Origin of the sequence: Facklamia hominis CCUG 36813 (assembly GCF_000301035.1) — a bacterium.
Taxonomy (GTDB): Bacteria; Bacillota; Bacilli; order Lactobacillales; family Aerococcaceae; genus Facklamia; species Facklamia hominis.
Genome location: NZ_JH932292.1, coordinates 734,857 through 760,793, shown reverse-complemented (window position 1 = coordinate 760,793; position 25,937 = coordinate 734,857). Strand labels below are relative to the sequence as shown.

The window sequence follows — 25,937 nt, the reverse complement described above, 5'->3', positions numbered from 1 at the left end:
TAGAGGGGTGAATAGAAGTGAACAATACTATAGCTCAGATAGTTATATGTAAGGACATTATTTCGGAAAAAAATATAGAATTGGTTGATCCTATACTAATGTTAGAAGTTCCATTTCTTCCTACTGTATATTCATTTAAAATATTTGTGAACTTTTATTCTGAAAAGTTAAATGATGGCAAAGAGCACTCTATACGGGTTTCTTGTTTAAACAAAGATACTGAGGAGTTAATTATAGACTCCGAGGGGCCGACTATTATTCCAACTGAAAAATTTCATCTTGGTATGCATGTGAATGAGATAATATTAAAAAATAAAGGAACTTACGAAGTTTTGGTTTATATCGATGGTGAAAAGATTTCAAGCCAAAGTTTTGAAATAAAGGTATCAAAGCAAAATGAAGAGGGTGACTATAATGAATAGTAGAAACCTTGCTATGGCTACAATTCCTGTTTTCACGCTGTCGCCAGTTGTAAATAACCAAGCCATTTCTGTTGAATGGAAAAATTTAGATATTAGCGTAGAAAATAAGTCTTTGATCAATTTTACCAATGAAAGTCAAATAAATTTAATTAAAGAAAAAGCTAAGGAAATATTTGAGGTCAAGAGCGAAATTAAATTAGATAAAGTGGAGCATACTAATTTGATAGAGATAGAGTTGATTCTTCCACTCAGTAAAAAGAAAATCAACATGAAACGTCAAATATTTGACGAATGGTGGTTCGAAGAATCAGGTTTATCAGAGCTTGACTATATACTTACCTATGGGAGTGCTTTGTAATGCCTTTTGATTGGAACCAATATGGTAATTTAGCTATCCAGCTTTCTAACGACGAAAATTTAGATGAAACAAAGATCAGAACGGCTATATCAAGATTTTACTATGCAGCTTTTCATATGTCTAAAGCAGCTTTTAACGTGGGAAATCCATCAGGCGATGGAGGGAGCCATGAAAAAGTGTGGGAAGCTATTAAACGTTCTCAGCAAATTGGCTGCCATAAAGTAGCAGATCATGGCTATAGATTAAAAAAATTAAGAAGACAAGCTGACTATGTAGATGTAAAGATGGATAACGAAGACCTTAATGAGGCTCGCTATGAATATGACTCTTTAATTAACTGTCTATAACAAATCCCCACCTTAATTGGCGGGGGTGTTTTTGTGCAGTGAAACAGCATAGTTATACAGTTTTTCAATCGTAGAAAATTTTGCATTATCAATAGAAGACTTGCCATTTACCAAGTCGTTTACAGTCATATAAGGAACATTTGCATCTTTTGAGATGCGATAAGCAGACAGATCAGAATTCAGCAATTCTTCGACTACTTTTCTCATGGTATTACCCCCAAATAAAATAAATAATATTCAGTGCTAACAGTACCGACAAAATAATAGTCCAAATAAGGTTTTTTTTCGTCTCTTTTTTCATTTGATTTCCTCCTAAATTTGAATTAAAATTAAGAGGAAGGGAAGGTCAACCTTCCTCTGATAAACTATCCGATGATTAGTTTTATTAGGTTTATGATTAGCGAGATGATATTTAGTATTGCGAGTACTAAGTTGATTTTCTCGCTAGTCTTTTTTATTTGTTCACTTTTCTTTTCTTCTTTGTACTGTTTTCTTGATAACATATCACGCTTCCTTTCCTGACCTTCTATATATATTATAACGGCTAACCGTTATAAAGTCAAGCGTTTTTTTAAAATTTGTTATGTGAAGCCTATTAAAAAAGGGGCAGAAAAGGGGCAGAAAACATACAGAATGGTATATTTTTATACTTTTTATATAAATTTATGGACGCTTTGAACGTTGTCATATCAACCAATACGCTTGTGTTCACTTGCGGCTTCATCCACCGCTTAGAAGTGATGGATAATGCCAAATTAGCAGTAGGATAAGATGGTGTAAGATTATACATTAATTGATTTAATAAAAGAGGCAGAAAAGGGCAAACTAGATTGTGTGGTTTAGCCTGTTTCTGCTTTTTTATTTTATTCTTAATGTGCCTATTTCCTGTTTTGACAAATCTGATTCAATCGATTAGAATGGCATTATGCGATGAGTCGTAGCAATCTGGAAGATTGCCAAGCAAATTGCCTAGAACTTAGAGTTCAAGCCAGGAAGGCGGCAATTCAAAAGATGAATGTGAAGCGTCTTTTGTGACACCTTAGTGTTTTGCTCAAAAAGCTTTGCTTTTTAGGGTCCGATATATATCGGATCCTTTTTTTATTGATATTGACCATTCGGTCTTGAATCGCAAGGATAAAGGGATAGAACGAATTTGTTTAGTAGGGAATGCAATGGTATTTGTCTTTCATTTGTTTTCATTTTAAATTTGTAACTATATTTTTTAGACATAAAATGACCCCAAAAAAGTTAGTTTTTAACTCTAACTTTTGGGGGTCACCTCAACCTTAATCGGTGGGGGTGTTTTTTGGTTTATTCATATAATAAGCAACTAGTTTCTCAGCTATATAAAGCTTCATATTATCAATTTTACTGCCGTTTCTGTATCGATCAATTGTTTGCACTGGAACACCGATCGCTTTTGCGATTGAGTAACTAGTTTGATCTGAATTCAAAACAGATTCAATTATTTCTGTGTAGGTCATAATGCACCCCTATCTGAAAATGGTTAATAAGATATCGATCGCTTGTAAAACAATTAATACTATTAATAGCTCTTTGAGTGTTACTTTTTCTTTTTTCATGATATAATGCAAGTAAGAAAAGGGCCGAGCTGGTTGCCCAGCCCCTTGTGTTATTTAAGAAGTTTGTCGATGATTTCTACTAACGTTTTAATTATTTCAAGCACCGCTACTGCTTTTAATAATTTGGTTAGCTTGATTTCATCTTCAAGCTTCTTTTTTTTTCCTACTCACTTAGTCACCTCCTTTGTTTTTATTAGAGGTATCTCTCAACCTCTATTGACTTTATTCAACGGAAGTTGTATAAAGTCAAGCACTTTTATCAAATAAATGTTAATATTTATAGCATACGAATTTTTCAAAAATTTGTTTTATGGCCATTATTTAAAAAAGGGGCAGAAAAGGGGTTAAAATTCGATCATATTTGGACGTATTTGTAAAAGCGGCAGCGTACAAATGGCGGTATAGTACGTATTTGCACGTTTATGGTGCAATTTAAACCATTTTAAGCTATAATAAAATCAATCGATCAGTAAACGGTTTCCACATTATTTTTTAATGTTAGGAGAGGTGTTATGACTTTTGAATCACCCCATTCCTCGTCCATCAGTCGAGAAATTGAAGCATTTAACCAAGGTGATCACTTGCATGCTTACCGTCTATTAGGTGCTAAGCCAACAGAAGAATTTGGGCAAGTGGGTTATCGTTTTAGGGTCTGGGCTCCCCATGCTTTTCAGGTATATTTGCAAGGAGATTTTTCTAATTGGCAGCTTATCCCAATGGAAAGATTATCAGGTGGGATTTGGGCTTTGTTTAATGCTCAAGCTCAAGCCGGACAGTGCTATAAATATGGGATTGATCATGGAAATGGCCATATTGAATATAAAATAGATCCCTTTGCGACTGAATTTGAGCGACCTCCTAAAGATGCTTCAATCTTATCGTCGCATGCAACTTTTCATTGGCAAGATCAAACCTGGCTAGAACAGCAATCACAAATTAATAAGTTTGAATCTCCTTTACAAATATACGAACTTCATCCAGGGTCTTGGCGGCGACATCCTGATGGTCGCTTCTATACTTGGGAGGATTTGGCAGAGAGCCTGATTCCTTACCTTAGAGAAATGTCCTATAGTCATGTGGAGCTAATGCCTGTCATGGATCATCCTCATGAGGCTTCGTGGGGCTATCAAATCACTGGGTATTTTGCAGTGAGTGCTCGTTATGGAGATTGCCAGGGATTAAGGCATTTTATTAATACCGCTCATCAAGCTAATATTGGCGTGATTTTAGATTGGGTTCCGGGACACTTTAATCGGAATGCGAATGCTCTTGCTTATTATGATGGGACTGCAACTTTTGAAAGTGACGATGTAACTCTAGCAGATAATCCAACTTGGGGGACCCTAAATTTTGATTTGAGTAAGGGACCGGTGCAATCTTTCTTGCTATCGAATCTTTATTATTGGATTGAGGAGTTTCACGTCGATGGGATTCGGGTAGACGCAGTATCGCATATTTTATGTAAGTCATTAGACCAACAGCCTCAAGGATCGATACAAGATAATTTAAGCTTTTTAAAAGAGGATAGCCTTGCTTTCTTACGAAGGATGAATCAACTATTGGCTAGAGATCATCCACAAGTCTATCGAATTGCTGAGGAGTCTTCAGCCTTGGAAGGAATTACCACATCCCTTGAAGATGGGGGGATTGGTTTTGATTTCAAATGGAATATGGGTTGGATGCAGGATACGCTAAAATTTATGAGTTTAGACCCTTTGTATCGTCCAGCTTCATTAAGGCTATTGACCTTTGTTTTTATGTACCAGTTTAAAGAACGCTATATATTGCCCTTGTCGCATGATGAAGTTGTTCACGGAAAGTGCTCGCTCCTTGGCCGTATGCCTGGAGACCGATTCAGTCAATTTGCCAATTTACGCTTGCTTCATGCTTATATGCTGGCACAACCTGGGAAAATCTTGCACTTTATGGGTAATGAGTTGGGGCAATTTCTAGAGTGGCGTTATTATGAAGAGCTTGATTGGACCGGCTTGCAGCGCCCTTATAATCAAGAATATCAGTACTTTATAAAAGAATTGAATCATTTGGGTCTGACTTGTCCAGAATTTTATCAATTGGATGATCAGCCTCAAGGTATTCTGATTTTGGATGCTGATGATCTAGAAGAAGGGGTCTTGAGCTTTATAAGAAGAGGAAAGCAGGAAGAAGACTTAACTTTAGTTTTATTAAACTTTACACCAGTTGACCGATTCAAGCGTCGGGTAGGGCTACCGATTGATGGAACATACCAAGTGATTATGCACTCGCAAGCCATGGTCTATGGAGGTAAGCTGAAAGATTTTCAGAAAACTTATCAAACGGAGGCGATTCCTTATCATCATCAAGCTTTTTCTGTTGAGTTGGATATTCCAGGTTTAAGTGCTATTTTTATTCGTTTACAGTCAGATCCCTCAAAAGGAGGGAATTCTAATAAGGGAGGTTGCTAATATGAAGCATGAAATGATCACAATGATTTTAGCAGGAGGACAGGGAACCCGGTTGGGACCTTTGACCAAGCATATTGCCAAGCCGGCTGTATCCTTTGGTGGAAAATATCGAATGATTGATTTTGCTATAAGTAATTGTGCTAATTCAGGAATTGACCATGTAGGAATTGTGACGCAGTATCAACCTCTCGACTTAAACGCTCATATTGCTAATGGAGAAGCTTGGGGATTGGATACTCGGGGAGGGGCTACGATTTTGCAGCCTTATTCCTCATCAGAAGGTGAGAAATGGTTTGAAGGAACGGCTCATGCGATTTATCAAAATATGGCTTATATTGATCGGCTAGATCCAGAATATCTTTTGATTCTATCAGGAGATCACATCTATAAGATGAATTACGAAACCATGCTGGCTCAACATAAAGCAAAGAAGGCGGATCTAACTGTTGCAGTCAAGCCGGTTCCGCTAGAAGAAGCCAGTCGATTTGGTATTATGACGACAGATGACCAGGGACGGATTACCGCTTTTGAAGAAAAGCCAGACGAGCCACAATCGAATTTAGCGTCGATGGGAATTTATATATTTACCTGGTCTATCTTAAGAGAGTATTTATTGAAAGGATCGAAGCTGGATGATTTTGGTAAAGATGTTATTCCAGCCTTTTTAAAAGCGGGTCAGGCTTGTTATACCTATTCCTTCGAAGGATACTGGAAGGATGTGGGGACGATTCAAAGTTTATGGCAAGCTAATATGGAAATGCTGGATCAAGATCATCCAATCTTTAAGGATGAGAATGAGTGGCGCATTTATACCAATGCTCCCATCTCTCCCGCTCAAGTCATCACTAACCATGCGGCAATTTATAATTCCTATGTTAACGATGGCTGTTATGTTTCGGGTGAGATTCATGATTCGATACTCTCACAAGACGTGGTGATTGGATTAGATAGTCAAGTAAAAGGTGCTGTATTGATGGCTAATGCTCAAATTGGGGCATCATGTCGAGTGGAGTATGCCATTCTTGGAGAGAATGCAGTCGTTGAAGATGGCGGCATGGTGATTGGCACCAAAGATCAAATTGCAGTCGTTGGGGCTAATGAAAGAGTAGGAGGACATTAAAATGGTTAAATATGATACATGTGCGATCCTTAATTTAACAGCCAATAATGCCGCTTTATATCCTTTAACTTACAATCGTCCGATCGCTGCCCTTCCTTTTGCGGGACGCTATCGACTGATTGATTTTATGCTGTCACCACTAAGCTACGCCCATATTGCTTCAGTGGCGCTATTCATCGGAGATTCTGGACGGTCAATTTATGACCATGTTCGTTCAGGTAAAGACTGGAAATTAGATTCACGTATACGAGGGGGGATCTTTACCTTCTCTCAACAAAATTGGAAGGCAAGACATCACCATGAAAATCAGATTGAGGACTACTATTATAACCACCGAATTTTTTTGGAGCGGTCACGGTGTCAGTATGTCTTAGTAGCTGGAACTAAAATTATCGCCAATGTTAATTTTAGGAATCTAAAATCTGCTCATATTGAAAGTGGGAAAGATATTAGTCTGGTCTATGCGGATAGCCATCCAGATCTTTTTGGTAAAGATCATCCTAACGAACGATTTTTAGATATAGATACAAAAGGTCAGGTTAAAAAATTGCTTAAAAAGAGTCAATTGAATGAGACGCATTATACTTATCCAGTTAGTCTGAATATGTTTCTCCTTTCAACGGACTTATTAAGGGATTTGATTGATCAAGCCCGTGCTCGTGGAGAATATATGGAAGTGGATGAATTAGTTCAAGCGCATCTGATGGATTATTCAATCAACCTTTTTAAGCATGAGTCATATATTGCGAATATTAATCATCTGATGGCGTATTACCAAGCCAATGTGGATATGTTAAATTATCAAAATTTTAAAGACTTGTTTCATTCAGACCAACCCGTTCTTACAAAAACCAAAAATGGTGTACCAAGCTACTATCATGAGCGGTCTTTTGTGCGTAACGCGATTGTAGGGACTGGGTGTAAAATGTTCGGCGAAGTCCTAGATTCAGTGATCAACCGTCGGGTCTTGGTCGGTGAAAATGCGCGAGTGACACATTCGGTTATTCTGCAGGGGGCTCAAATTGGTGAAGGGGCAGTGGTTGAATATGCCATTTTAGATAAAGGCGCTCAGATTGCACCAGGGGCTATTATTCGTGGAACGAAGGAGCAGATTAAGATTATTGGCAAGAACCATTTTGTGGATGCCAAGATTCATTAGGAGAATACCATGAAATTACTATATGTGGCAGCAGAAGCGGATCCTTTTTTTAAGACGGGTGGACTGGGGGATGTTGCTTATGCCCTGCCAAAAAAATTAGCGCAGGATCCAACCTTCGATGTGAGGGTGGTCTTGCCTTACTATCGTCAAATGCCAGCTCATTTTCAAGAGCAAATGGAAGATCTTGGCTATTTTTACTTTAATCTTTCTTGGAGGCATGTTTATTGCGGAATTAAATCATTAAAACGCGATCAGATTACTTATTATTTCATTGATAATCAAAGCTATTTTTATCGAGATCATTTATATGGAGAGTGGGATGATGGCGAACGTTTTGCCTATTTCCAAAAGGCTGTTATAGAGATGTTGCCTATTATTCAATGGATTCCCAATATCATCCATTGTAACGATTGGCAGACGGCCATGATTCCTGCTTTGTTAGTGGATTCTTATCAAGATCAGCCGATCTACCAGTCGATTCGAAAAGTGCTGACCATTCATAATCTTCGTTTTCAGGGGAATTATGATTCAGTCATGCTTCCGGATGTGTTTGGTATGTCCTGGGAAACTTTTAAGGAAGATGGTCTGCGACATCATGATCAACTTTCTTATTTAAAGGCGGGTATTTCCTATTCGGATCGGGTTACAACTGTAAGTCCTAGCTATGCTCAAGAAATTCAAACTCCAGCATTTGGAGAGGGATTGGATTCAACACTGAGATATAATCAATGGAAATTGTCGGGGATCATTAATGGGATTGACCAAGACCAATTAGATCCAGCTAAGGATCCCGCTTTAGATTACCCTTATTCAGTGGAAGACTTATCCGGAAAGGTTAAGAATAAACTTAAGCTCCAAGCTGAACTGTCTTTGGAAGAGGATGCTCGTATTCCTTTGATCGCAATGGTTAGTCGGTTGACGGATCAAAAAGGATGCGATTTAATTCTGGCTTGTCTAGATCAATTAATGACGAAAGACCTTCAACTAGTAATTTTGGGGACAGGCGATCCTTATTTTGAGGACTGTTTTAAAGAGAAGGCTTTACAATATTCGAATAAGTTCAACGTTCAAATTCGTTTTTCAAGTGAGTTTGCTTCGCAATTGTATGCTGCTTCGGATATCTTTTTGATGCCTTCAGCCTTTGAACCTTGCGGTCTTTCTCAAATGATTGCCATGCGGTATGGTAGCTTACCCTTAGTCCATGAAACGGGTGGCTTAAAAGACACGGTAGAAGCTTATAATTGTTACACAGGATCGGGTTATGGTTTTTCATTTGAGGATTATCGGCCAGAGGTATTTTATCATTGTTTAGAACAGGCCTTATTGATATATGATTATGAACCTGAGATCTGGCAGTCTTTAGTTCAAAAAGCCATGACTCAGGACTTCTCTTGGGATAAACCCGCTCAAAAGTACAAGGAACTGTATCGTAGTTTATTAGCAGAGTGAGCAATTTTCCCAAAAAAGACGCAAATAATTACTACTTTAGTCTCAGGACTTTCGATTTAATCCGTCATAATATAGAATAGGGAAAAAGTCTGTTAGAAAGTAGCTGATGATATGAAAGAGCGATTAAGGTATTTTTGGCGAGGATTTAAAAACATATGGCGTTACTATCGGGGATGGAAATGGCTTGTCTTTTTAGGCTTAAGTTTAGGACTCTTTTTATCATCCTATATGGTTTTGATTGCTAAAACAACAGACGTTGATACGCTACATAATGCGCTACAATCCAAGACAATCATTTATGATCGACAAGATCAAGTAGCTGGTTCGCTCTTAGGTCAAAAAGGGGATTATGCTGCTTTGGACCAGATTGCGGAAACCATGCGAAAAACGGTCGTTAACACGGAGGACAAACGTTTTTACCAACACAATGGTTTTGATACCATGGGGATCGGGCGAGCCTTTGTCCGTATGCTTATTAATCGAAATACATCCGGAGGCGGGGGATCAACTCTCACTCAGCAACTCGCAAAGAACGCTTTTTTATCTCAAGATCAAACCTTTCAACGTAAGTTAAAAGAATTATTTCTCGCATTAGAGCTGGAGAAAAACTACACTAAAGACGAGATTCTAGAAATGTATTTGAATAATGCCTATTTTGGTAATGGCGTCTGGGGTGTTGAAGATGCGGCAATGAAGTATTTTGGAATCTCAGCGAGTCAGTTAGACTGGAATCAGAGTATGGTACTGACTGGGATGCTTAAGGGCCCAAATATATATAATCCGATTGACCATTATGATAATGCCATCGATCGCCGAAATGTAATTGCTGATCTTTTGAGTCAAGAAGGGGTTATTTCTTTTAATCAAGCCGAAAGCATTAAGCAATCGGGGATTAATCTCTATGATGCTTATATCGCTGCTTCGTCTGGTCATGAGTATCCTTATTATTTTGACGGGGTTATCAATGAAGCCATTCGAAAGACATCCATTCCTGAAGATGACTTGATGTCCAAAGGTTATCAAATCTATACTAATTTAGATCAAGCAGCCCAACAGGCCTTGGATGCGGCCTATCGAGACGGAGCCTACCTATTCAATGATGGGGAAGACCCCATTATCCAATCAGCAGCTACAGTCGTTGATTGTAAGACAGGTGGGGTAATGGCGGTTTTTGGTGGACGCGGTGAGTACACCTATCGAGGGTTTAATCGTGCTAGCGATATGTATCGGGCACCCGGATCTACGATCAAGCCGCTTGCGGTCTATGTACCAGCATTAGAGGCAGGATATAATATGCATTCGATGCTACCTGATGAAGTTAGGTCGTATGGCAAGAACCACTATACCCCAGAGAATTATAATCGAACAACGGAAGCAGACCATCAAGCTCCTATGTATTATGCCTTGGCTCAAAGTAAAAATACGACCGCTGTTTATTTGATGGATAAATTGGGAATTGAAAAATCGGTTCAAAAGTTAAAGCAATTTGGAATTCAAGTCCCTGAAAAAGATCGACATTTACCATTAGCTTTGGGGGCATTTTCAACGGGACTATCGCCGCAACAGTTAGCCAGTGCATATGCTAGCTTTGCTAATGCGGGTGTTCGAAATGAATCAAATTATATTCGTAAAATTGTCGATGCTTCAGGTAAGACTGTTTATGATCAAGAGCGGCCTAAACGAACCCTAGCTATGACTAAAAATGTTGCAGCAGATATGACCTCGATGATGTTGGACACTTATGGTGGCTATGGTCTTGGCTATAACGCGAGTCCAGATAATGGGCAGATTGCAGGCAAGACCGGGACCACTGAAGTCTCAGATGGGTCGAATAAGGTCAGAGACCAATGGATGGTGGCTTATACGCCTGATTTTGCGATTGCGACTTGGGTTGGTTATGATGATATTTCTTCGGGAGATATTAAGGATCGGATGCCTTCGGGAATGAGCCCCCTTTTCAAGTTACAAACGTCCTATTTGATTGCTCAGTCAGCTCAAACTCCGTTTGAAGTAACGTATGCTTCTACTATGCAACAAGATAGCAATCACTTGGAGGAAAGCAATTGGTGGCAAATGGGTCAAGATTGGTTGGATCAGGCTGGACAGTATTTAGAGGATCATTCTGGATCGTGGTGGCAATCGGCTAAGGACTTGTTGGATCAGATAAATCAACGCATTAAGCGTCAGTGGGATGACTGGGGCTTATCTAACTATTTATAGGGGACCGGTTAATTTTTAGGTTTTAATTGAAAATGTCTTGATAAATTGATAAGATAAAATTGAGCTATTAAATATCATTGATGGATTATTAAGTGATCAAGATAGGATCAATGAAAAAAGAAAAAGATAATAGATAGCTGTGCATGATGAGCTAGTGAAATGGGTCGCTACAGATAACGGACTATGGATCTGGAAGAGTTATCGACTGATTGAATGCTGAAACTGACATCATTTTATCATTGGATGAAATGTCAGGGTCATCCTTTGATAGCAGCTTTTGTTGATAACAGCACCGTAACATTTTGTGAAGCAACTGAAGTTTTTGATCTTACATCGTGATCAAGAGACTTTCAGTTGCTTTTTATCAAGGAGTATCATTCAAGACTAGAAAGGAAAGAGCAATGCGGTTACTTCATTTGGCCGATCTACATTTAGATAGCCCCTTCTTGGGGATGGACAAACAATCGGCAGATTTAAAACAAGCTTTGGTACAAGCGCCTTTTACGGCTCTAAAAAAAGCCGTTCAGTATGCCATTCGCGAAACAGTTGACTTGGTTGTTTTAGCGGGAGATTTATACGATACCAATCAGCAGAGCATCTATGCTCAACATTTTTTGATGCAGGAATTAAAGCGTTTGGCAGATGCTGAAATTCCAGTAGTGCTTTGCCATGGGAATCATGATTATCTTAAGCCGAACCAGGTATCGATTAATTATCCTAATAACGTGTATGCCTTTACTGAAGAGGCAGTCGATTATGTGGATATTGAATTAAAAAATGGACAGAGTGTGAGGATCTACGGCTTCTCCTACTGTAATCGTTGGATCGATCGAGAGATGCTGGCAGATTTTCCTAAGAATCCACGTCAGACTGATTTCGTCATTGGACTTTACCATGGGGCTCAAAAAACGCAGCAAGGAAAGCTGGATCATTATGCTCCCTTTACTCGGCAGACAATGATTGACAAAGGATATGACTATTGGGCATTAGGCCATATTCATCAAGAGGCCTGCTTGAATCAGAGTCCAATGATCTGTTATGCGGGGACCATTCAAGGACGTAATCGCTTGGAGGTGGGGCCTAAGGGGGGATACCTAGTGAGCTTATACAAGGATCGCCCCAATCAGCTAGATTTTGTTGAATTTGCTCCTATCGAGTGGCAGATCGAAGAGATTGAAGTTCAGCGACACTGGCAACTGCAAGACGTGGTTGAAAGTTTACAGCAGACTTTGACTGTCTACCAAATGCGACAAGAAGAAACAGGACGGTCACAATTACTGAGTATTATCTTGACACAAGCCCAGCGGTTAGATTTAGCTTTGCAGGAACAGATTGAATCGGGTGAATTAGAGTCAGTTATTCAGGGTGAAGGTTCAGTAACAGACCAAGCCTTTACCCAATTGGTTGCAGTTCGTCTAGAACGGTCTATGCTATTTAAGGCTTTTGAATATGATTCTACCCTAAAGGAGAGTTTCCAATCGGCCTGTCACCAGTTAGAGTCTGGTGAAATGTATGACCGACTCATGGCAGATTTTTTTAAGCACCCCATCGTGAAGGAACGATTAGCTGAATTAGAGTTAGAAGAATCTTTGAGAGCAGAGAATGTTGCAGCGGCTAAGGAATTAATGATTCAAGCTATTGGTTTTGATTCGGAGGAGGTGAAGCGCGATGAAAATTAAAAAGTTAGATATTTATGGCTATGGGAAGTGGGTAGATCAGCATTTTGAATTAGAAGATCACTTGCAATTATTCTATGGGCAAAATGAAGCCGGAAAATCAACCCTGCAATCCTTTATCCGAAGTATCTTATTTGGTTTTCCAGATAAGCGTTATCGTGTGAATCAGATTAATCGCTATGAGCCGAAGATGGCCGATGTTTATGGAGGCCGACTCCTCTTGACCGAGACCAAGCTGGGGACGGTTTGGGTAGAACGAACACTTGATGGATTAAAAGTGACTGATCAAGAGGGGACAGATTTAGCTGAAGATAGTTTAGATATTGTTTTAGGGGGGTTAGATGAGAATCTCTTTGATGCCTTTTATGCTTTTTCATTGCAGAATTTACAAGAATTAGCCAATGTGGATTCAGATAAGCTGAGTGACTATTTCTTATCAATTGGCACCCTTGGATCGGATAAATTCTTATCAGTAGCCAAAGAATTTGAGAAGGAATCCGATGCACTGTTTAAACCCAAGGGACAAAAGCCTGCTTTAAACCAGGCTTTAAAAGATTATGAATCCTTGGCGAAAGCCCTCGATACTCTAAAAGGGAAGATGGACCAGTATGATCAATTAGTGCAGCAGTCCAAGGAATGTCAACTTAAAATTGATGAGACCAATGAGGCTATTACCCAAGTGGAAGTGTCGCTCAGCCAAATTGATAAGTTGATGGGAAGGTATGACATTTATGTTAAAGATCAGCAGGCAGCTAATCGCTTAGACCAGTTGGTCTACACCGAAATGGATCCTCAATTACCTGAGCAGCTAGCCCATTCTTTGAAGATTCAAAGTGAGGGTCAAGCTTTAGTCACTCAGATGGAAGAGCGGATTCGCAACATCAACCAGGAGATGACTGCCCTAACGCGTTTGAATTGGGCTAAGAATCACCAAGAAGAAAGGCGTCAGTGGGTACGAGAAACTGCTCATATTAAGGAGGTTCAGGGACGACTCGAGCATGTTCAAGAGCGGATTCAAGAGCAGACGAACCAACTTGCCCGCTTAGCCCAAGAGGGACAGTTTTATCCAGAAAAGCTTTTACAGGTACAAAATTATTCCGCAGAAATTGAAAATGGGATTGAATTAAAGGCACAGTTAGATCAAGCTAGGGGACAGCAAGAGACCCTACAAGCTCAGCGTAAAGTATTTATCGATCAGCGTCGAGAATTACAAACTTATTCAGTGACGGTTCGACACCAATATGCTCAGTTGGAAAACCAACGGCTTAATGAGAAGGCTCAACTATCTGAAACGACTTCTTGGAAGCATTATGGCCTTTCAATGGCGTTATTTGTTTTAGCCGCTATTTTGTTTATTTTTAATCAATTTCGTTTTGATAGTCAAGTCGTTAAATGGCCAGCGATAGTCTTGATGGGATTGGCACTTGCGAGTGGAATTTATATTTTTATCCGGCATCAACAAGCTAAAAAGCACTATCAAAATAGTCCCATTATTGAAAAGATGCAAGAATTAAGGCAAAAAGACCAGCAGTATCAGGAACGATCCAACGCCCTTGGTGGTGATATTAATGATCGAGAAGCTGCACTTAGAGAAGGTCAGATTCAAATTCAAACCTTAGAAAGTCGTCTGCAAAATTGGCTAGTGCAACTTGGTTTTTATCCAACAGCCGAAGTGGACTTGGTTTTGAAGTCTAATCCGGCCAAGGAATACCGTCAGGTATTGATGATGAGAGACCAATATGAACAAGAGTTGAGTGACTTACAGGTTGAAATATTGGATTGGCGTCATCATATTCAAGAATTACTCCAACGTTTTCCATTTGAAGAACAACCAACACGACCTTTGATTCAGCATGTGGAAGAAGTTGAAGCTTCGCTGGCTCGTCAAATGGAACGTGGAAAGGCGATGGAAGAACGCCGTCAAAACGCTGAAGAAGTGATCGAGCTACAAAGCAAAAAGATGAAGGAAGAGCAGCAGCAGATTGAAGCAATCTATCAAGCAACCAATGCTTTTGATGAGGTTGATTTCCAACAAAAACTACGGGTTAATCAAGAAGTAGACCAGTTAAAAGCCAAACGACAGCTTTATGCAGATCAAATGGTGGGGTATGAAGAAGAGTTAGAAGCGATAACTAGTAAACAGCGTTTAATTGAATCTTATAATCAAGAGCAGAATCAACTTAATCAATTAAAAGCTCAATTACAACCTTATCTCTATCAAAGAGCGGACTTAGCGGTGAGCATGAATCAATTAGAACAAGATGGCTCCTATCAAACGCTAATTCAAGAATTGGCTGATAAGAAGAGTGAGATCATTCAACTGTATCAACAATGGGCGAAGAAGCGAATAGCCATGGACCTAATTTATCGCACATTACGACAAGGTTTTGATAATCCTTTACCGGAAATGAATCAGTTAGCCAACGAAATATTTTCATTATTGACGTATAACCGTTATACGCAGATTAATTTGAATAAAAAGGGAATAAAGGTTCGACAATTTTCAGATATTCTTTTTGAACCCCATGAACTATCGCAGGGCACACTTGAGCAATTGTACGTGGCTTTGCGACTCGCCTTCATTGCGACGGCTTCTCGAATGGTTAAGATGCCAATCATGATTGATGATGCCTTTGTTAACTTTGATGAAGTTAGAAAGACCAGTATGTATAAAGTCTTACAAAAAGTGAGTCAAAAACACCAGGTACTTTTCTTTACTTTTGATCAACAAGCACAAGAAATGTTAGCCAATGATCATCAGATTGATTTGAATCAATATGTTGAAGCGGTTGAAGTAAGTAAGTCTAAAAAGGAGTAAAAAATGGCAAAATTATACGATATCAAAGAGGGCGATCAATTTGGCATTTATGTCTTAATTAAAGGGGCTGATCGCCGTATTGCCCGTAATGGGAATCCATTTATCGCCTTTCGCTTTCAGGATCGATCTGGAGCCATGGATGGCATGTATTGGTCAGCGAGCGAGGAAGAAATTGAAAAATTCCAGGTAGGGCGTGTGGTCTTTTTAAGAGGGGAACGTGATACTTATCAGGGGACCCCACAGGTGAAGATTAAAGCTTTACGCTTAGCCGAGGAGGGCGAGCCAAATGATCCTGCCTTATATTTAGAGCGTATTAGTCTGAAGAAGGAAGACTTGAAAGAGATGATTAATGAGGCTCTTTTCCAGATTCATGAGCCAACCATTAACCGGATTGTTCGTAAGATTTTGACAGATCATGAAGAGGCCTTCTATACTTATCCGGCAGCTAAGCGGAATCATCATGCCTTATCGGGAGGGTTGGCCTATCATACGGTATCTATGCTTCGTATAGCAAAGACGGTTATTGAATATTATCCTCAAATTAATCAATCTTTATTAATTGGGGCATTGATTCTTCATGACGTTGGTAAGATCTATGAATTATCGGGACCGATCTCAACGGAGTATACCTTTAAAGGAAAATTATTAGGTCATATTGTGATTATGGATGAAATGATTCAGGATACATGTCAGAAGCTAGCGCTAGATCCAGACAGTGAGCCGGTCTTATGCTTGAAGCATTTAATTCTAGCCCACCACGGTAAGTTGGAATATGGAAGTCCGGTCCAACCTAAGTTATTAGAAGCTGAAGTGTTACATCAAATTGATAACATGGATGCGACGATTAACATGATCTCACAAGCCTTGGAGCGTACGCAACCCGGTGAAGAGAGTGCACAAATCTACCCACTAGATCGTCGATCTTTCTATAAACCAAATTTTAGATAATAAAAGAGAGACTGTGATTTCGATTAATCACAGTCTCTCTTTATATTTAGATTTTGTAGTACATCTAGCTATTATTAATTCGTTTAAAGGCTTATTCTGCTTGGGATTCTTGCGTTTCTTCTGCAGATTCTTGACCTTCTTCGCTGGTAGCTTGGTCGCTATCTTCTTTTTTATCCTCTTTTGTTTCTTCCTTCTTGTCTTCTTCAGGTTTATTTTTTTGATCAGCAAGTGATAATAAGTCATCGACCGCTGTCTTCAAGCTATCATCCATGATCTTAAGATCTGATTTTTTGATTAATTCTCCAACAATACCATAAGTGAATTGTTGATCAGCAAATTTAGCTTCTTTATAGGCTTCAACGACTTCGTCTTTGCTGTCCTTAAGTGGTTTTTTCTCTCCATTATTGATGACTTTAATAACATGGAAACCGAATTTTGATTTAACGGGTTCTTGGGTCATCTCGCCATTTTTTAAGGACTTAACGGCATCTTCAAATTCTTTAACCATTTGACCACTGGTGAATGGTGAGAGCAGACCCCCGTTTTTAGCTGAGCCATCTTTTGAGACCTCTTTAGCTACGGCATCAAATTCTTCACCATCGTTGATTCGTTTGATGGCTGCTTTGGCTTCATCTTCCGTATCAACTAGGATGTGTTGGGCTTCCATCTTTGGTTGGTAATCTTTGTCGTAGAAGTTTTGGATGGCTTCGTCGGATAGATCAATTTGTTGAGTGACAACCTCTTTTAGCATATTGCGAATATATAATTGATATTCGTATTGTTCAATGGTTCCTAGTTTTTGATAAGCTAGGAATTGATTGAAGACTTCTTCGCCACCTAGTTCGTCGATTTGTTTTTTGACTTCTTCGCCGGCTTCTTTCTTGCATGCAGCTGGATCTTTGACATTGTTTTCTAATACTTTTTCAATGACTTTCGCACGTAAGGTCACGGATCCATATTGTTCTTTCATATCTTCATACAAATCGGCAGCTGTAAATTCAGTGTCTCCCATCTTAGCAACGACACCATCTTGGGCAGCCACGTTAGCAACAGGTAGGCTTAAGAAGACTAAGCTAGAGGCTGTTAAAATAAAACGACGGATAGATTTTTTCATATGATACTTCACTCCTATAAGTTATTGTCTTTCACGTTATTATAATAACATTTAATGTTATTAAATGGTGGATTCCAAGGAAAAATTAACAAAAAGATCAATCTTTTATTATACTTCCTTAGTAAATTTCTCTTTTTCTGATTGAAGGGTGTCTGTAAGTTGATTGACCTGAGCTTTGACTCGTTTTAAACGGGGTTGATTTTCCTCTTGGAAGTGTTTGAGACTTTCACTAACAGCTTCGACCGCTTCATTAACCGATAAAATTCCTTCCTTTGAAAGATGCTGGATGGACTGACTAAGATTGTCTAAACTAAAACGTAGATCATGGACATCTTGGCTCGTTCGATCAATTTTTAGGCGAAGGAGTTGGCGAGTTTCGTGTCCTGGACGTTTGGCATTCATAAGTCCAGCTAAGACACCAAGTCCTAAGCCTGTCCAGAATCCTTGTATAAATGATGATCCTTTCATAGCTTAATCCTCAATCTGTTCGGCAATTGATCTGGCGATGTCTTGTAAGTCTTCCGCCTGGTATTGATCAGCGTGATTGACAAACTTAAGTCCAAAGCCTTCATCTTCTTGATACCTTGGAATGAGGTGGATGTGTGAATGGAAGACGGATTGATAAGCCACTTCGCGGTTGTTATTAAGAATATTGAGGCCTTTTACACCAGGTAGACCTTTTTCAATAGCTCGAGCAATTTTGGGTATTCGGCTGAAGACTTTTGCAGCCAATTCTTGATCGTACTCAAAAATATCACTGACATGTTGTTTGGGAATGACCAAAGTATGGCCAGGCGTTACTTGGCTAAGATCTAGAAAGGCATAGACATCTTCATCTTCATAAACTTTAGTTGATGGGATGTCCCCTTGAATGATACGACAAAATAGACAGTCTGTCATAGTTTCACTCCTTAATGAATTGATTAATTAAACTACACTCTAAGCATATCAATAAATGCTTATAAAAACTAGTAGAAAGCAAAGGTGGACTTCACAAAAAATTCATGATTGATGGAGGAAGTTCATGTTTTTTTCTAGACTTTCTCATTCTCATCGAATAGGAGTATGCTATAATTAAGGCATCTTAAATGGAGAATGAGGGGGAGTTAGGATGTTAATAAAAGATTTTAACAAGCAGAGATGTCTTCGGCTTGTTATGATTGCTGGGTGGTTATTCGCTTTAGCAAGCACTCCTCATACTATAAATGCGATGGATCAGAATACAGAAGAAACGATGAATGAACTGGAAGAATCTACTCATGAATCGGAACAAACGGATGAATCCATCCTTGAAGAAAGTGATCGTTCAGTTACCTTGGATGCCCAAAAATATTATGCGATTTTGCCATTTTCTCAGTTTATGAATTATCAGTATATTGGCCAAGGTCAATCTTTTATCAATAAGAATATCATCTTAGAGTATCGCCCTGACGATCAAGGGATCTTTCAAGTGGCAGAATTTACCGATCAAAAAGCTGTCGCCTATATTTACCAAATCCGTGCAGATGGTCTTTATGAATTAGCCTGTATTGACCCCTACGATCAGGTTCAAGACTTACGGTATTCCCCTCAAGCTAGTGGGGCAAGTGCGTCCTTAATTTTGCCGGCCCGATTAGCAGTTGGCAGTCATTTTAGGTCCGGCTATCAAAATGAAAAAAGTCTTTCTTTTATCAAACAAGTAGATCAAGTCGCCATTGGATCAACGGTCTATTCAAATGTTGTTGTTCTCGAAGAAACTCAGGACGGTATGCGACCGTTACGTTATTATTATGCGGATAAGGTAGGCCTAATCTTGGTCCAAGAATTAGAATCAGACGGTCAAGAAGTGACCCTAATGTATTTGAATGCCACTCAGGGAGAGTTGGCGGAATAGATAGTTAAACCACTTGTCTAGTGCAAGTGGTTTTTATAATGGGAAAAAGTTGAATTTAAGAACGAATAGTTTAGAGGGTATGTTATAATGAAAGCATTAACAGTGAGGTGGTTATTATATGTATTCTGTTGGGTTAGATATTGGTATAGCCAGCTGTGGGTATAGTATCATTAACGATGTCAATGGAAATATTGTAGAACTCGGCACCCTTCTCTTTAAGTCGCGAAATAGTGATAATAATGAGGAGAGAAGAACTAATAGGGGTTCAAGGCGATTAATTAACAGACGACGAACTCGGCTTGATGATGGTAAAAAATTGTTAGCAGAAAAAGGATTTAAACAAGATTCCAAATTAAAACATGTATGTCCTTATGAACTTCGTGTTAAGGGGTTACATGAAAAATTAACACAGGGGGAGATTTATAAAGTAGTTCTACATATTCTCAAAAAAAGGGGAATTAGTTATTTAGATGAATCGGATGAAAATTCATCTGGAATTGACGGTGCTAGTTATAAAGATCAAGTAAATCTAAATTTAAATTTGCAAAAGGAATTAACTCCAGGTCAAATTCAATTAAAACGTTTGAAGGAAAATGGTCGCATAAAATCAGGCGTTACTTTTGAAAATGGATATCAATTAAATGTGTTTTCTGTAAGTGCTTATGCTAATGAATTAAATAAGATATTAACAAAGCAATCAGAATATTATTCTGAAATTGACCAAATTTGGATCGATCGTTTCACTAAAAATGGTTATCGTAAAGAAGCAGGCCTAGTTTATAGAAAAAGACCTTATTATGATGGCCCAGGAAATGAAAAGAACAACTCAATTTATGGGCGGTGGGCAAATTTTAAAGAGGATGGACACCCTAAGGAGAATATATTTGATCAATTAATTGGATTAGACTCAGTGGATTCAACACAAGTAAGAGCCAGTGCGTCTACTTTGACAGCACAGAAATATAATCTATTGAATGATCTAAATAACTTAACAATTATAGAAGATGATCGTAAGTTTACAACAGATGAAAAAGTTTCTATTATTAATTATTTAATGACTCAAGATATAACTCGGTTTGGCCCCAAAGAATTAGCTAAGTTTTATCAATTAGAAGTGGATCAAATTAGAGGGTGGCGAATTGACAATAAAGGGAACCCAGAAATCCATTCATTGAAGGTATATAGAGATTGGAAAAAAATATTTAATACATCTAGTATTGATCTAACTAGTATTCAAACTTGGGTAGTTGATGAGCTGGCTAATGTTATTACTTTGAATACGGAAATTCCATCAACATTAGCTACATTAAAGATAAAGATACCTGATATAGATCAGCAGATATTAAATTTTGTTGAGAATAATTTTTATGAATTAAAGAAAAAAACAAGTAAAAATTCTTGGCATAGCTTTTCGCTTAAAACCCTCAATATTTTAATACCAGAATTGTTAAATACTTCTGAAGAGCAGAATACTATATTAGAACGTTTAAATCTAAAGTTCGATTTAAAAAATAAATATGCAGAAAAAAATCAAATACCTGTTAAGGAGCTTCTAGAACAAATTTATAATCCTACAGTAACCAAATCTGTTCATCAATCAATTAAGTTATTTAATGAAATTATAGAAAAATATGGAAAAAATAATATATCTTATGTAACGATCGAAATGCCAAGAGATAAAAACGATCAGGATCAAAAAGATACTATAAAAAGAATAAATAAATTAAATAGTGAACGAAAGAATGATAGTGAAAAATATTTTTTAGAAAGATCAGGTTGGGATACTATTCGATTTGAGAGTGCGTTAAAAAAACCACGCTTTGCAGAGAAGCTACTGTTTTATTATGAACAAAAAGGCAAATGTGCGTATAGCGGTCAGGATATTCTGGCAGAATCTTTATTGAATGAATCTTGTGAAGTTGATCATATTATTCCGTTATCAATAAGTTTTGACGATTCGATCCATAACAAAGTGTTAGTTACTGCAAGCTCTAATCAAGAAAAAGGACAGAGAACACCCTATATGGCATTCATTGATGGAGCGAAGTTGGGGCAAAGTTGGGATGACTTTGTCGCTTGGGTAAACTCATGTGGATTCCATCGAAAAAAGGTTCAAAATTTACTTTATGAGGAGAATATTTTTAACCCAGATGTGCAAAGGGGATTTGTTAGTCGTAATTTAAACGATACTAGATATGCCAGCCGAATTGTGTTAAATGCTATACAAAGCTTCTTTTATAAACAGAAAGATTTGACCAAAGTTAAAGTTGTGAATGGGAGTTTTACACATACTCTAAGGAAAAAATGGGGGAGTAGCTTAGATAAAAATCGGGATACATACCATCACCATGCGGTTGATGCTACTTTGTGTGCAGTAACGCCTTTTATTAATATAGTAAAATATGAGTTTTTTGAAGAAGATGGAATAAAATATATGGTTGATTTAACCACGGGAGAAAAAGTTGCATATAGTGATTATAAAAAAATGAAGTTTTATGATAAAAGGGCATATGTCCCCATTTGGGATGGGTTTATTAAGCAGTTAACACCTGCAAATTTATATCCAAAGATTAAGTTTTCTCATCAAGTTGATTCCAAATGGAACAGAAAAATTAGTGATGCGACGATCTATTCTACAAGAAAAATTGTAGAGACCAAGATTAATAAAAAAGGAGTCGCTAAAGAAACTGTAAAAGATATAGTCATTGATAAAATAAAAGACATATATACTCCTGAGGGGTGGAGGAAATTTAAAGAGAAACAAGATAAACTTCTTATGAAGAACTTTGATGAAAAAACTTATAATAAGTTAATAAAGATAGCAAAAGAATATCCAGAAAAAAAAGAAGTTCAAACATCAAATGGGAAAGTAAGTCTTGTTGAGGTTTCACCATTTAAAATGTATTGCGAAGAACAGAATGTTCCTGCAATACGAAAGTATTCTAAAAAGGGCAATGGGCCTTATATTCGTTCTTTAAAGTTTTACGATAAGGAACTAGGGAAGCATATTAATATTACAAAAGATTCTTATGGAAATGATATTGAGCGAACAATCAGAAATAAAAAGATCATTTTAAAAAATCAAAACTCCTGGAGAACTGATGTTTACTATAATTCTGTAAATAATTGTTATGAATTATTGGGTATTAAGTACTGTCACCTTAAATTTTACCGAGGAAAATATGGTATACCAAAATCGATCTATGATGAATTAAAGAAAGAAGATGAGATTTCCTCAGAAAGTGTTTTTAAATTTAGTCTGTATAGACATGATAGAGTTCGATTCGAAAAAGATGGTGAGTATATTGAAGCTTTATTTGGATCAAAAAATGAATCGAATAAAAATTATTTAGAACTGAGTCCAATTGACAAAAATAAATGGTTATCAAAAGAGAATGTTAAGTTTTTTGGAGAGGTGGCTGCATCAGGACGATTTATAAAAGGGCTAAAGCCTGGTATTAAAGTGATAAAACAGTCGACAGATTATATGGGACATGTATACGCCATTCATCAGGAAAAATTAAAATTTGTTTTGTCGGATGCTTGAATAAATTTTGTAGAGTGATATAATGTATTCATAGCCGACGGGCTATCATACTTGACGAAGTATGTTTGATAATTTTGCTGATAGAAAATTATCTGAGAATCTACAAAGATAAGGCTTTATGCCGAATTTACCACCTGACTTTTGATCAGGTGGTTTTTTCATATTATCGAATAGAGGAGAAAGATGTGATGGGGTTTCGAACAATATTTGTTAAAGATGGAGAAAAACTTAATTTAAAATTGGATAACTTACAAGTAAAAAAACATGGAGAAACATATACTATTCCATTAGAAGATATTCAGTCTATTATTTTAGAAGGATATGATACTGTAATTACAACTAGGTTATTAGCGAGATTGAGCAAGTATCATATACCAATAGTTGTTTGTGATCAGTCATACTTGCCAACGGGTATATTTTTAGAATTATCTCAATATCATAGAGCTTCAAAACGAGTTCAACATCAAGCAAAGTGGTCTCAAGAAATGAAGGATTTGGTATGGCAAAAAATTATACAGATGAAAGTAGGAAACCAATTATGGGTTGCTAAGAAGTTAAGTAAAGACCTAGCTCGTATTGATAAAATGCAATATCTTCTTGATGAGATTGAACCAGGAGATCCCACTAACCGAGAAGGACATGTTGCTAAGTTATATTTTAATGCTATATATGGAGTTGGTTTTTCAAGAGATATGGACTATATTGAAAATTTATATATGGACTATGGCTATTCGATTATTCGATCTCAAATAGCAAAAGATATTGTTGCAATGGGTTTGCAGCCTGCTCTTGGAATTTTTCATAAGAATGAGTATAATGCCTTTAATTTAGTAGATGATTTGATGGAACCATTTAGACCAATAATGGATTGGTATATTCACACAAAAATTATTGATGAAAATAATTATCTGACTTATGACAAGCGTTTGAAAATAATAAATTTCCTTAATCAAACTATGCGTATTAAAGGTCGAAATCAACTAATTTATCAAATAACAATAGATTATATTCGGTCATTTATTAAGGTAATGGAAGAGAATAATTTAGAATTACTAATGAATATTAGAATTGAAGATTGGGTGGAAAGTGATAAAAATGAGGTATGAGCATATGCAGTTACTTTGTTTATTTGATTTACCAACTGAAACTAAAGCTGAGCAACGTTCTTATCGCATTTTTAGGAAAGCTTTAATTGAGCATGGATTTCAAATGATTCAATATTCTGTTTATTCCAGGGCTTTGCCAAATCGTAGTGCATTAAAGAAATATGAGGCAATACTAAAAAGATATGCTCCTTTGAATGGGAATATTCGTTTGCTTTATGTCACGGAACGTCAATATGACGAAATGATATTGTTGATTGGAAGCAAAAGTCGGCAGGAAGAAGTTGTCGGTTGTAGGAAGTTGGTGGTTATATGATGCAAGAGTTTCGAATTGAATATCGGAAAGGTACTTTTTTAGAATTTGAGATTGATGATTATGTTATTATTACAGGCAATACGTATCAATTAAAAAGAGAGGTTAATTATGCATTAGAAAGACTTTTTTATGGAAAAACTTTGTCAGATATGGAGATGAATTATTTTGGGACCAATGGGATTTTAACTATTGATGGAAAAAATATCTCTGATAAAGAAGCATGCTATTTATCCATAACACAGTTTTCCTCATTAGAAAAAGTTTATTCTATAAAAAAAGGGAGTCTTTTATATGATAGATTAATTAGATTGAGCCAAGAAAAAATAATAACACAACAACTTGAAAGAGTTAATGATGAATTACTACGATTAGAAGATCAAATAAATCTATTAGCGGGAATGTATTTGAAAAATATCACAATAAATATTAATCAATTTGAGTTTGAGGAATTGATCAAATCTTATAGTTCATACATTTATAGATATGATGGGCAAGAAGTGCCGTTAGATACTTTTACGCTTAATTTAGCATATCAGGACATGTTAGAATTAATAAAATTTAGAGTTGAAGAAGAAGGGCGTTTAGTTATACTATTATTGGATTTGGAGCCTTTTAGAACTATAAATTTTGAGGTTGCTGAATTTATTACACAGTTAATTGAGATAGCTAATAACACTCATCTAATAAAACTGATAATTTTTGATGATGGAGATTTAAATCAAAAAATTCCACTTTCTATTTCAAAGACGATTATTGTTACTGATGACATTCAACAGATGCCAGAGGATGAGATCTTTTATCAATCGATAAAAAGAAATTACCCTGATAAAATAACTTGTAGCGATAGCAATTTACGTGATCGATTTTATTGTATCTGTAAATATTTAGGTCATCAAATTTATAAAAATATTAGTTTAAGTTCAAAAGATGTGGTATTATTATATGTAGTTAAAGATCTCTTAGCAGATAACACTTATATTGAGACGTCAGTTGATAGTTTATCGGAAGCTGAGAAATTTTATTTAGCAAGTAAGAATACTAGGTATTAGGTTAAAAAACATTTGAGGTTTTTGTACTCTCGATAATTTTCTATCAGTAAAACAAGTAAGCTATTATAACTCGCCACATGACTGTTTTTGTACTCTCGATAATTTTCTATCAGTAAAACTTTATAGAAACGGAGGCTCTTTATGAGTAAGTTTTTGTACTCTCGATAATTTTCTATCAGTAAAACAACGTGAAGCATCATTAGCCGAACAACTCAGTTTTTGTACTCTCGATAATTTTCTATCAGTAAAACTAGGGCGAGAAATCTTAGGACAAGCCGTCAGTTTTTGTACTCTCGATAATTTTCTATCAGTAAAACGAAAATGTATGCCTTACGAGGCACGAAACTGTTTTTGTACTCTCGATAATTTTCTATCAGTAAAACAAGAAGAG

The 25,937-nt window shown here is 37.1% G+C and carries 21 protein-coding genes and 1 CRISPR repeat array; of the genes, 16 read left to right on the top strand and 5 right to left on the bottom strand.

From position 1 onward, the window contains the following. Positions 1-17 precede the first annotated feature (17 nt). Genes HMPREF9706_RS03275 through HMPREF9706_RS03265 form a run of 3 tightly spaced genes read left to right on the top strand, consistent with a single transcriptional unit; the run spans position 18 to position 1,127 of the window. Positions 18-422, top strand: coding sequence for a DUF6941 family protein (locus tag HMPREF9706_RS03275; RefSeq protein WP_006907953.1), 405 nt, complete (start codon positions 18-20; stop codon positions 420-422). Further along, the gene (locus tag HMPREF9706_RS03270) at positions 415-780 is read left to right on the top strand and encodes a hypothetical protein (protein ID WP_006907952.1); all 366 of its coding nucleotides are present in this window, start codon (positions 415-417) and stop codon (positions 778-780) included. The genes HMPREF9706_RS03275 and HMPREF9706_RS03270 overlap by 8 nt, the downstream gene beginning before the upstream one ends. Beyond that, the gene (locus HMPREF9706_RS03265) at positions 780-1,127 is read left to right on the top strand and encodes a hypothetical protein (RefSeq protein WP_006907951.1); all 348 of its coding nucleotides are present in this window, start codon (positions 780-782) and stop codon (positions 1,125-1,127) included. Before HMPREF9706_RS03270 ends, HMPREF9706_RS03265 begins: the two co-directional genes overlap by 1 nt. A gap of 12 nt (positions 1,128-1,139) precedes the next feature. Here HMPREF9706_RS03265 and HMPREF9706_RS03260 read toward each other — a convergent pair whose 3' ends face one another. Together HMPREF9706_RS03260 and HMPREF9706_RS03255 are read right to left on the bottom strand one after the other, a co-directional pair. Further along, the gene (locus HMPREF9706_RS03260) at positions 1,140-1,334 is read right to left on the bottom strand and encodes a hypothetical protein (RefSeq protein ID WP_006907950.1); all 195 of its coding nucleotides are present in this window, start codon (positions 1,332-1,334) and stop codon (positions 1,140-1,142) included. 1,079 nt (positions 1,335-2,413) lie between these two features. Further along, a complete protein-coding gene (locus HMPREF9706_RS03255; RefSeq protein WP_006907949.1) occupies positions 2,414-2,611 on the bottom strand; it encodes a hypothetical protein in 198 nt (65 codons plus the stop codon). 611 nt (positions 2,612-3,222) lie between these two features. Here HMPREF9706_RS03255 and glgB point away from each other — a divergent pair. From glgB to HMPREF9706_RS03215, 8 genes are all read left to right on the top strand, one after another. After that, positions 3,223-5,154 carry a 1,4-alpha-glucan branching protein GlgB gene (gene glgB, locus HMPREF9706_RS03250; RefSeq protein WP_006907948.1) on the top strand — a complete coding sequence of 644 codons (1,932 nt, stop codon included), beginning with the start codon at positions 3,223-3,225 and terminating at the stop codon, positions 5,152-5,154. Between the two features lies 1 nt (position 5,155). After that, entirely contained in the window at positions 5,156-6,274 is a 1,119-nt protein-coding gene (locus HMPREF9706_RS03245) for a glucose-1-phosphate adenylyltransferase (protein ID WP_006907947.1), read from the top strand. A 1-nt stretch (position 6,275) separates the two neighbouring features. Next, on the top strand, positions 6,276-7,433 hold the full coding sequence (glgD, locus tag HMPREF9706_RS03240; protein WP_006907946.1) for a glucose-1-phosphate adenylyltransferase subunit GlgD: 1,158 nt from the start codon (positions 6,276-6,278) through the stop codon (positions 7,431-7,433). A 9-nt stretch (positions 7,434-7,442) separates the two neighbouring features. Then, positions 7,443-8,882 carry a glycogen synthase GlgA gene (glgA, locus tag HMPREF9706_RS03235; RefSeq protein ID WP_006907945.1) on the top strand — a complete coding sequence of 480 codons (1,440 nt, stop codon included), beginning with the start codon at positions 7,443-7,445 and terminating at the stop codon, positions 8,880-8,882. Between the two features lie 111 nt (positions 8,883-8,993). Then, entirely contained in the window at positions 8,994-11,102 is a 2,109-nt protein-coding gene (locus HMPREF9706_RS03230; RefSeq protein WP_006907944.1) for a PBP1A family penicillin-binding protein, read from the top strand. A 401-nt stretch (positions 11,103-11,503) separates the two neighbouring features. Continuing rightward, complete coding sequence (locus tag HMPREF9706_RS03225; RefSeq protein WP_006907941.1) at positions 11,504-12,781, top strand: metallophosphoesterase family protein; 1,278 nt, start codon at positions 11,504-11,506, stop codon at positions 12,779-12,781. Beyond that, positions 12,771-15,596, top strand: coding sequence for an ATP-binding protein (locus HMPREF9706_RS03220; RefSeq protein ID WP_006907940.1), 2,826 nt, complete (start codon positions 12,771-12,773; stop codon positions 15,594-15,596). The genes HMPREF9706_RS03225 and HMPREF9706_RS03220 overlap by 11 nt, the downstream gene beginning before the upstream one ends. A 3-nt stretch (positions 15,597-15,599) precedes the next feature. Continuing rightward, complete coding sequence (locus tag HMPREF9706_RS03215; RefSeq protein ID WP_006907939.1) at positions 15,600-16,544, top strand: 3'-5' exoribonuclease YhaM family protein; 945 nt, start codon at positions 15,600-15,602, stop codon at positions 16,542-16,544. Between the two features lie 91 nt (positions 16,545-16,635). Here HMPREF9706_RS03215 and HMPREF9706_RS03210 read toward each other — a convergent pair whose 3' ends face one another. From HMPREF9706_RS03210 to HMPREF9706_RS03200, 3 genes are all read right to left on the bottom strand, one after another. After that, positions 16,636-17,658 (bottom strand): peptidylprolyl isomerase, encoded by a 1,023-nt coding sequence (locus tag HMPREF9706_RS03210; RefSeq protein ID WP_006907938.1) that lies wholly within the window; start codon positions 17,656-17,658, stop codon positions 16,636-16,638. 108 nt (positions 17,659-17,766) lie between these two features. Then, positions 17,767-18,126, bottom strand: coding sequence for a YtxH domain-containing protein (locus HMPREF9706_RS03205; RefSeq protein ID WP_006907937.1), 360 nt, complete (start codon positions 18,124-18,126; stop codon positions 17,767-17,769). Between the two features lie 3 nt (positions 18,127-18,129). Next, positions 18,130-18,558 carry an HIT family protein gene (locus HMPREF9706_RS03200; protein WP_006907936.1) on the bottom strand — a complete coding sequence of 143 codons (429 nt, stop codon included), beginning with the start codon at positions 18,556-18,558 and terminating at the stop codon, positions 18,130-18,132. 211 nt (positions 18,559-18,769) lie between these two features. Between HMPREF9706_RS03200 and HMPREF9706_RS03195 the strand changes: the two genes are divergently transcribed. From HMPREF9706_RS03195 to csn2-St, 5 genes are all read left to right on the top strand, one after another. Then, a complete protein-coding gene (locus HMPREF9706_RS03195; RefSeq protein WP_006907935.1) occupies positions 18,770-19,531 on the top strand; it encodes a hypothetical protein in 762 nt (253 codons plus the stop codon). Positions 19,532-19,649: 118 nt separating this feature from the next. Then, positions 19,650-23,078 carry a type II CRISPR RNA-guided endonuclease Cas9 gene (cas9, locus tag HMPREF9706_RS03190; protein WP_006907934.1) on the top strand — a complete coding sequence of 1,143 codons (3,429 nt, stop codon included), beginning with the start codon at positions 19,650-19,652 and terminating at the stop codon, positions 23,076-23,078. A gap of 188 nt (positions 23,079-23,266) precedes the next feature. After that, on the top strand, positions 23,267-24,184 hold the full coding sequence (cas1, locus tag HMPREF9706_RS03185) for a type II CRISPR-associated endonuclease Cas1 (protein ID WP_006907933.1): 918 nt from the start codon (positions 23,267-23,269) through the stop codon (positions 24,182-24,184). A gap of 4 nt (positions 24,185-24,188) precedes the next feature. Further along, positions 24,189-24,497 (top strand): CRISPR-associated endonuclease Cas2, encoded by a 309-nt coding sequence (gene cas2 / locus HMPREF9706_RS03180; protein ID WP_006907932.1) that lies wholly within the window; start codon positions 24,189-24,191, stop codon positions 24,495-24,497. After that, positions 24,494-25,546: a CRISPR-associated protein Csn2-St gene (gene csn2-St, locus HMPREF9706_RS03175; RefSeq protein WP_006907931.1), complete on the top strand. Its 1,053-nt coding sequence runs from the start codon at positions 24,494-24,496 to the stop codon at positions 25,544-25,546. Before cas2 ends, csn2-St begins: the two co-directional genes overlap by 4 nt. Before the next feature lie 17 nt (positions 25,547-25,563). Further along, a CRISPR array of direct repeats spans positions 25,564-25,929; the repeat unit is 36 nt; unit sequence GTTTTTGTACTCTCGATAATTTTCTATCAGTAAAAC. Between the last annotated feature and the right edge of the window lie 8 nt (positions 25,930-25,937).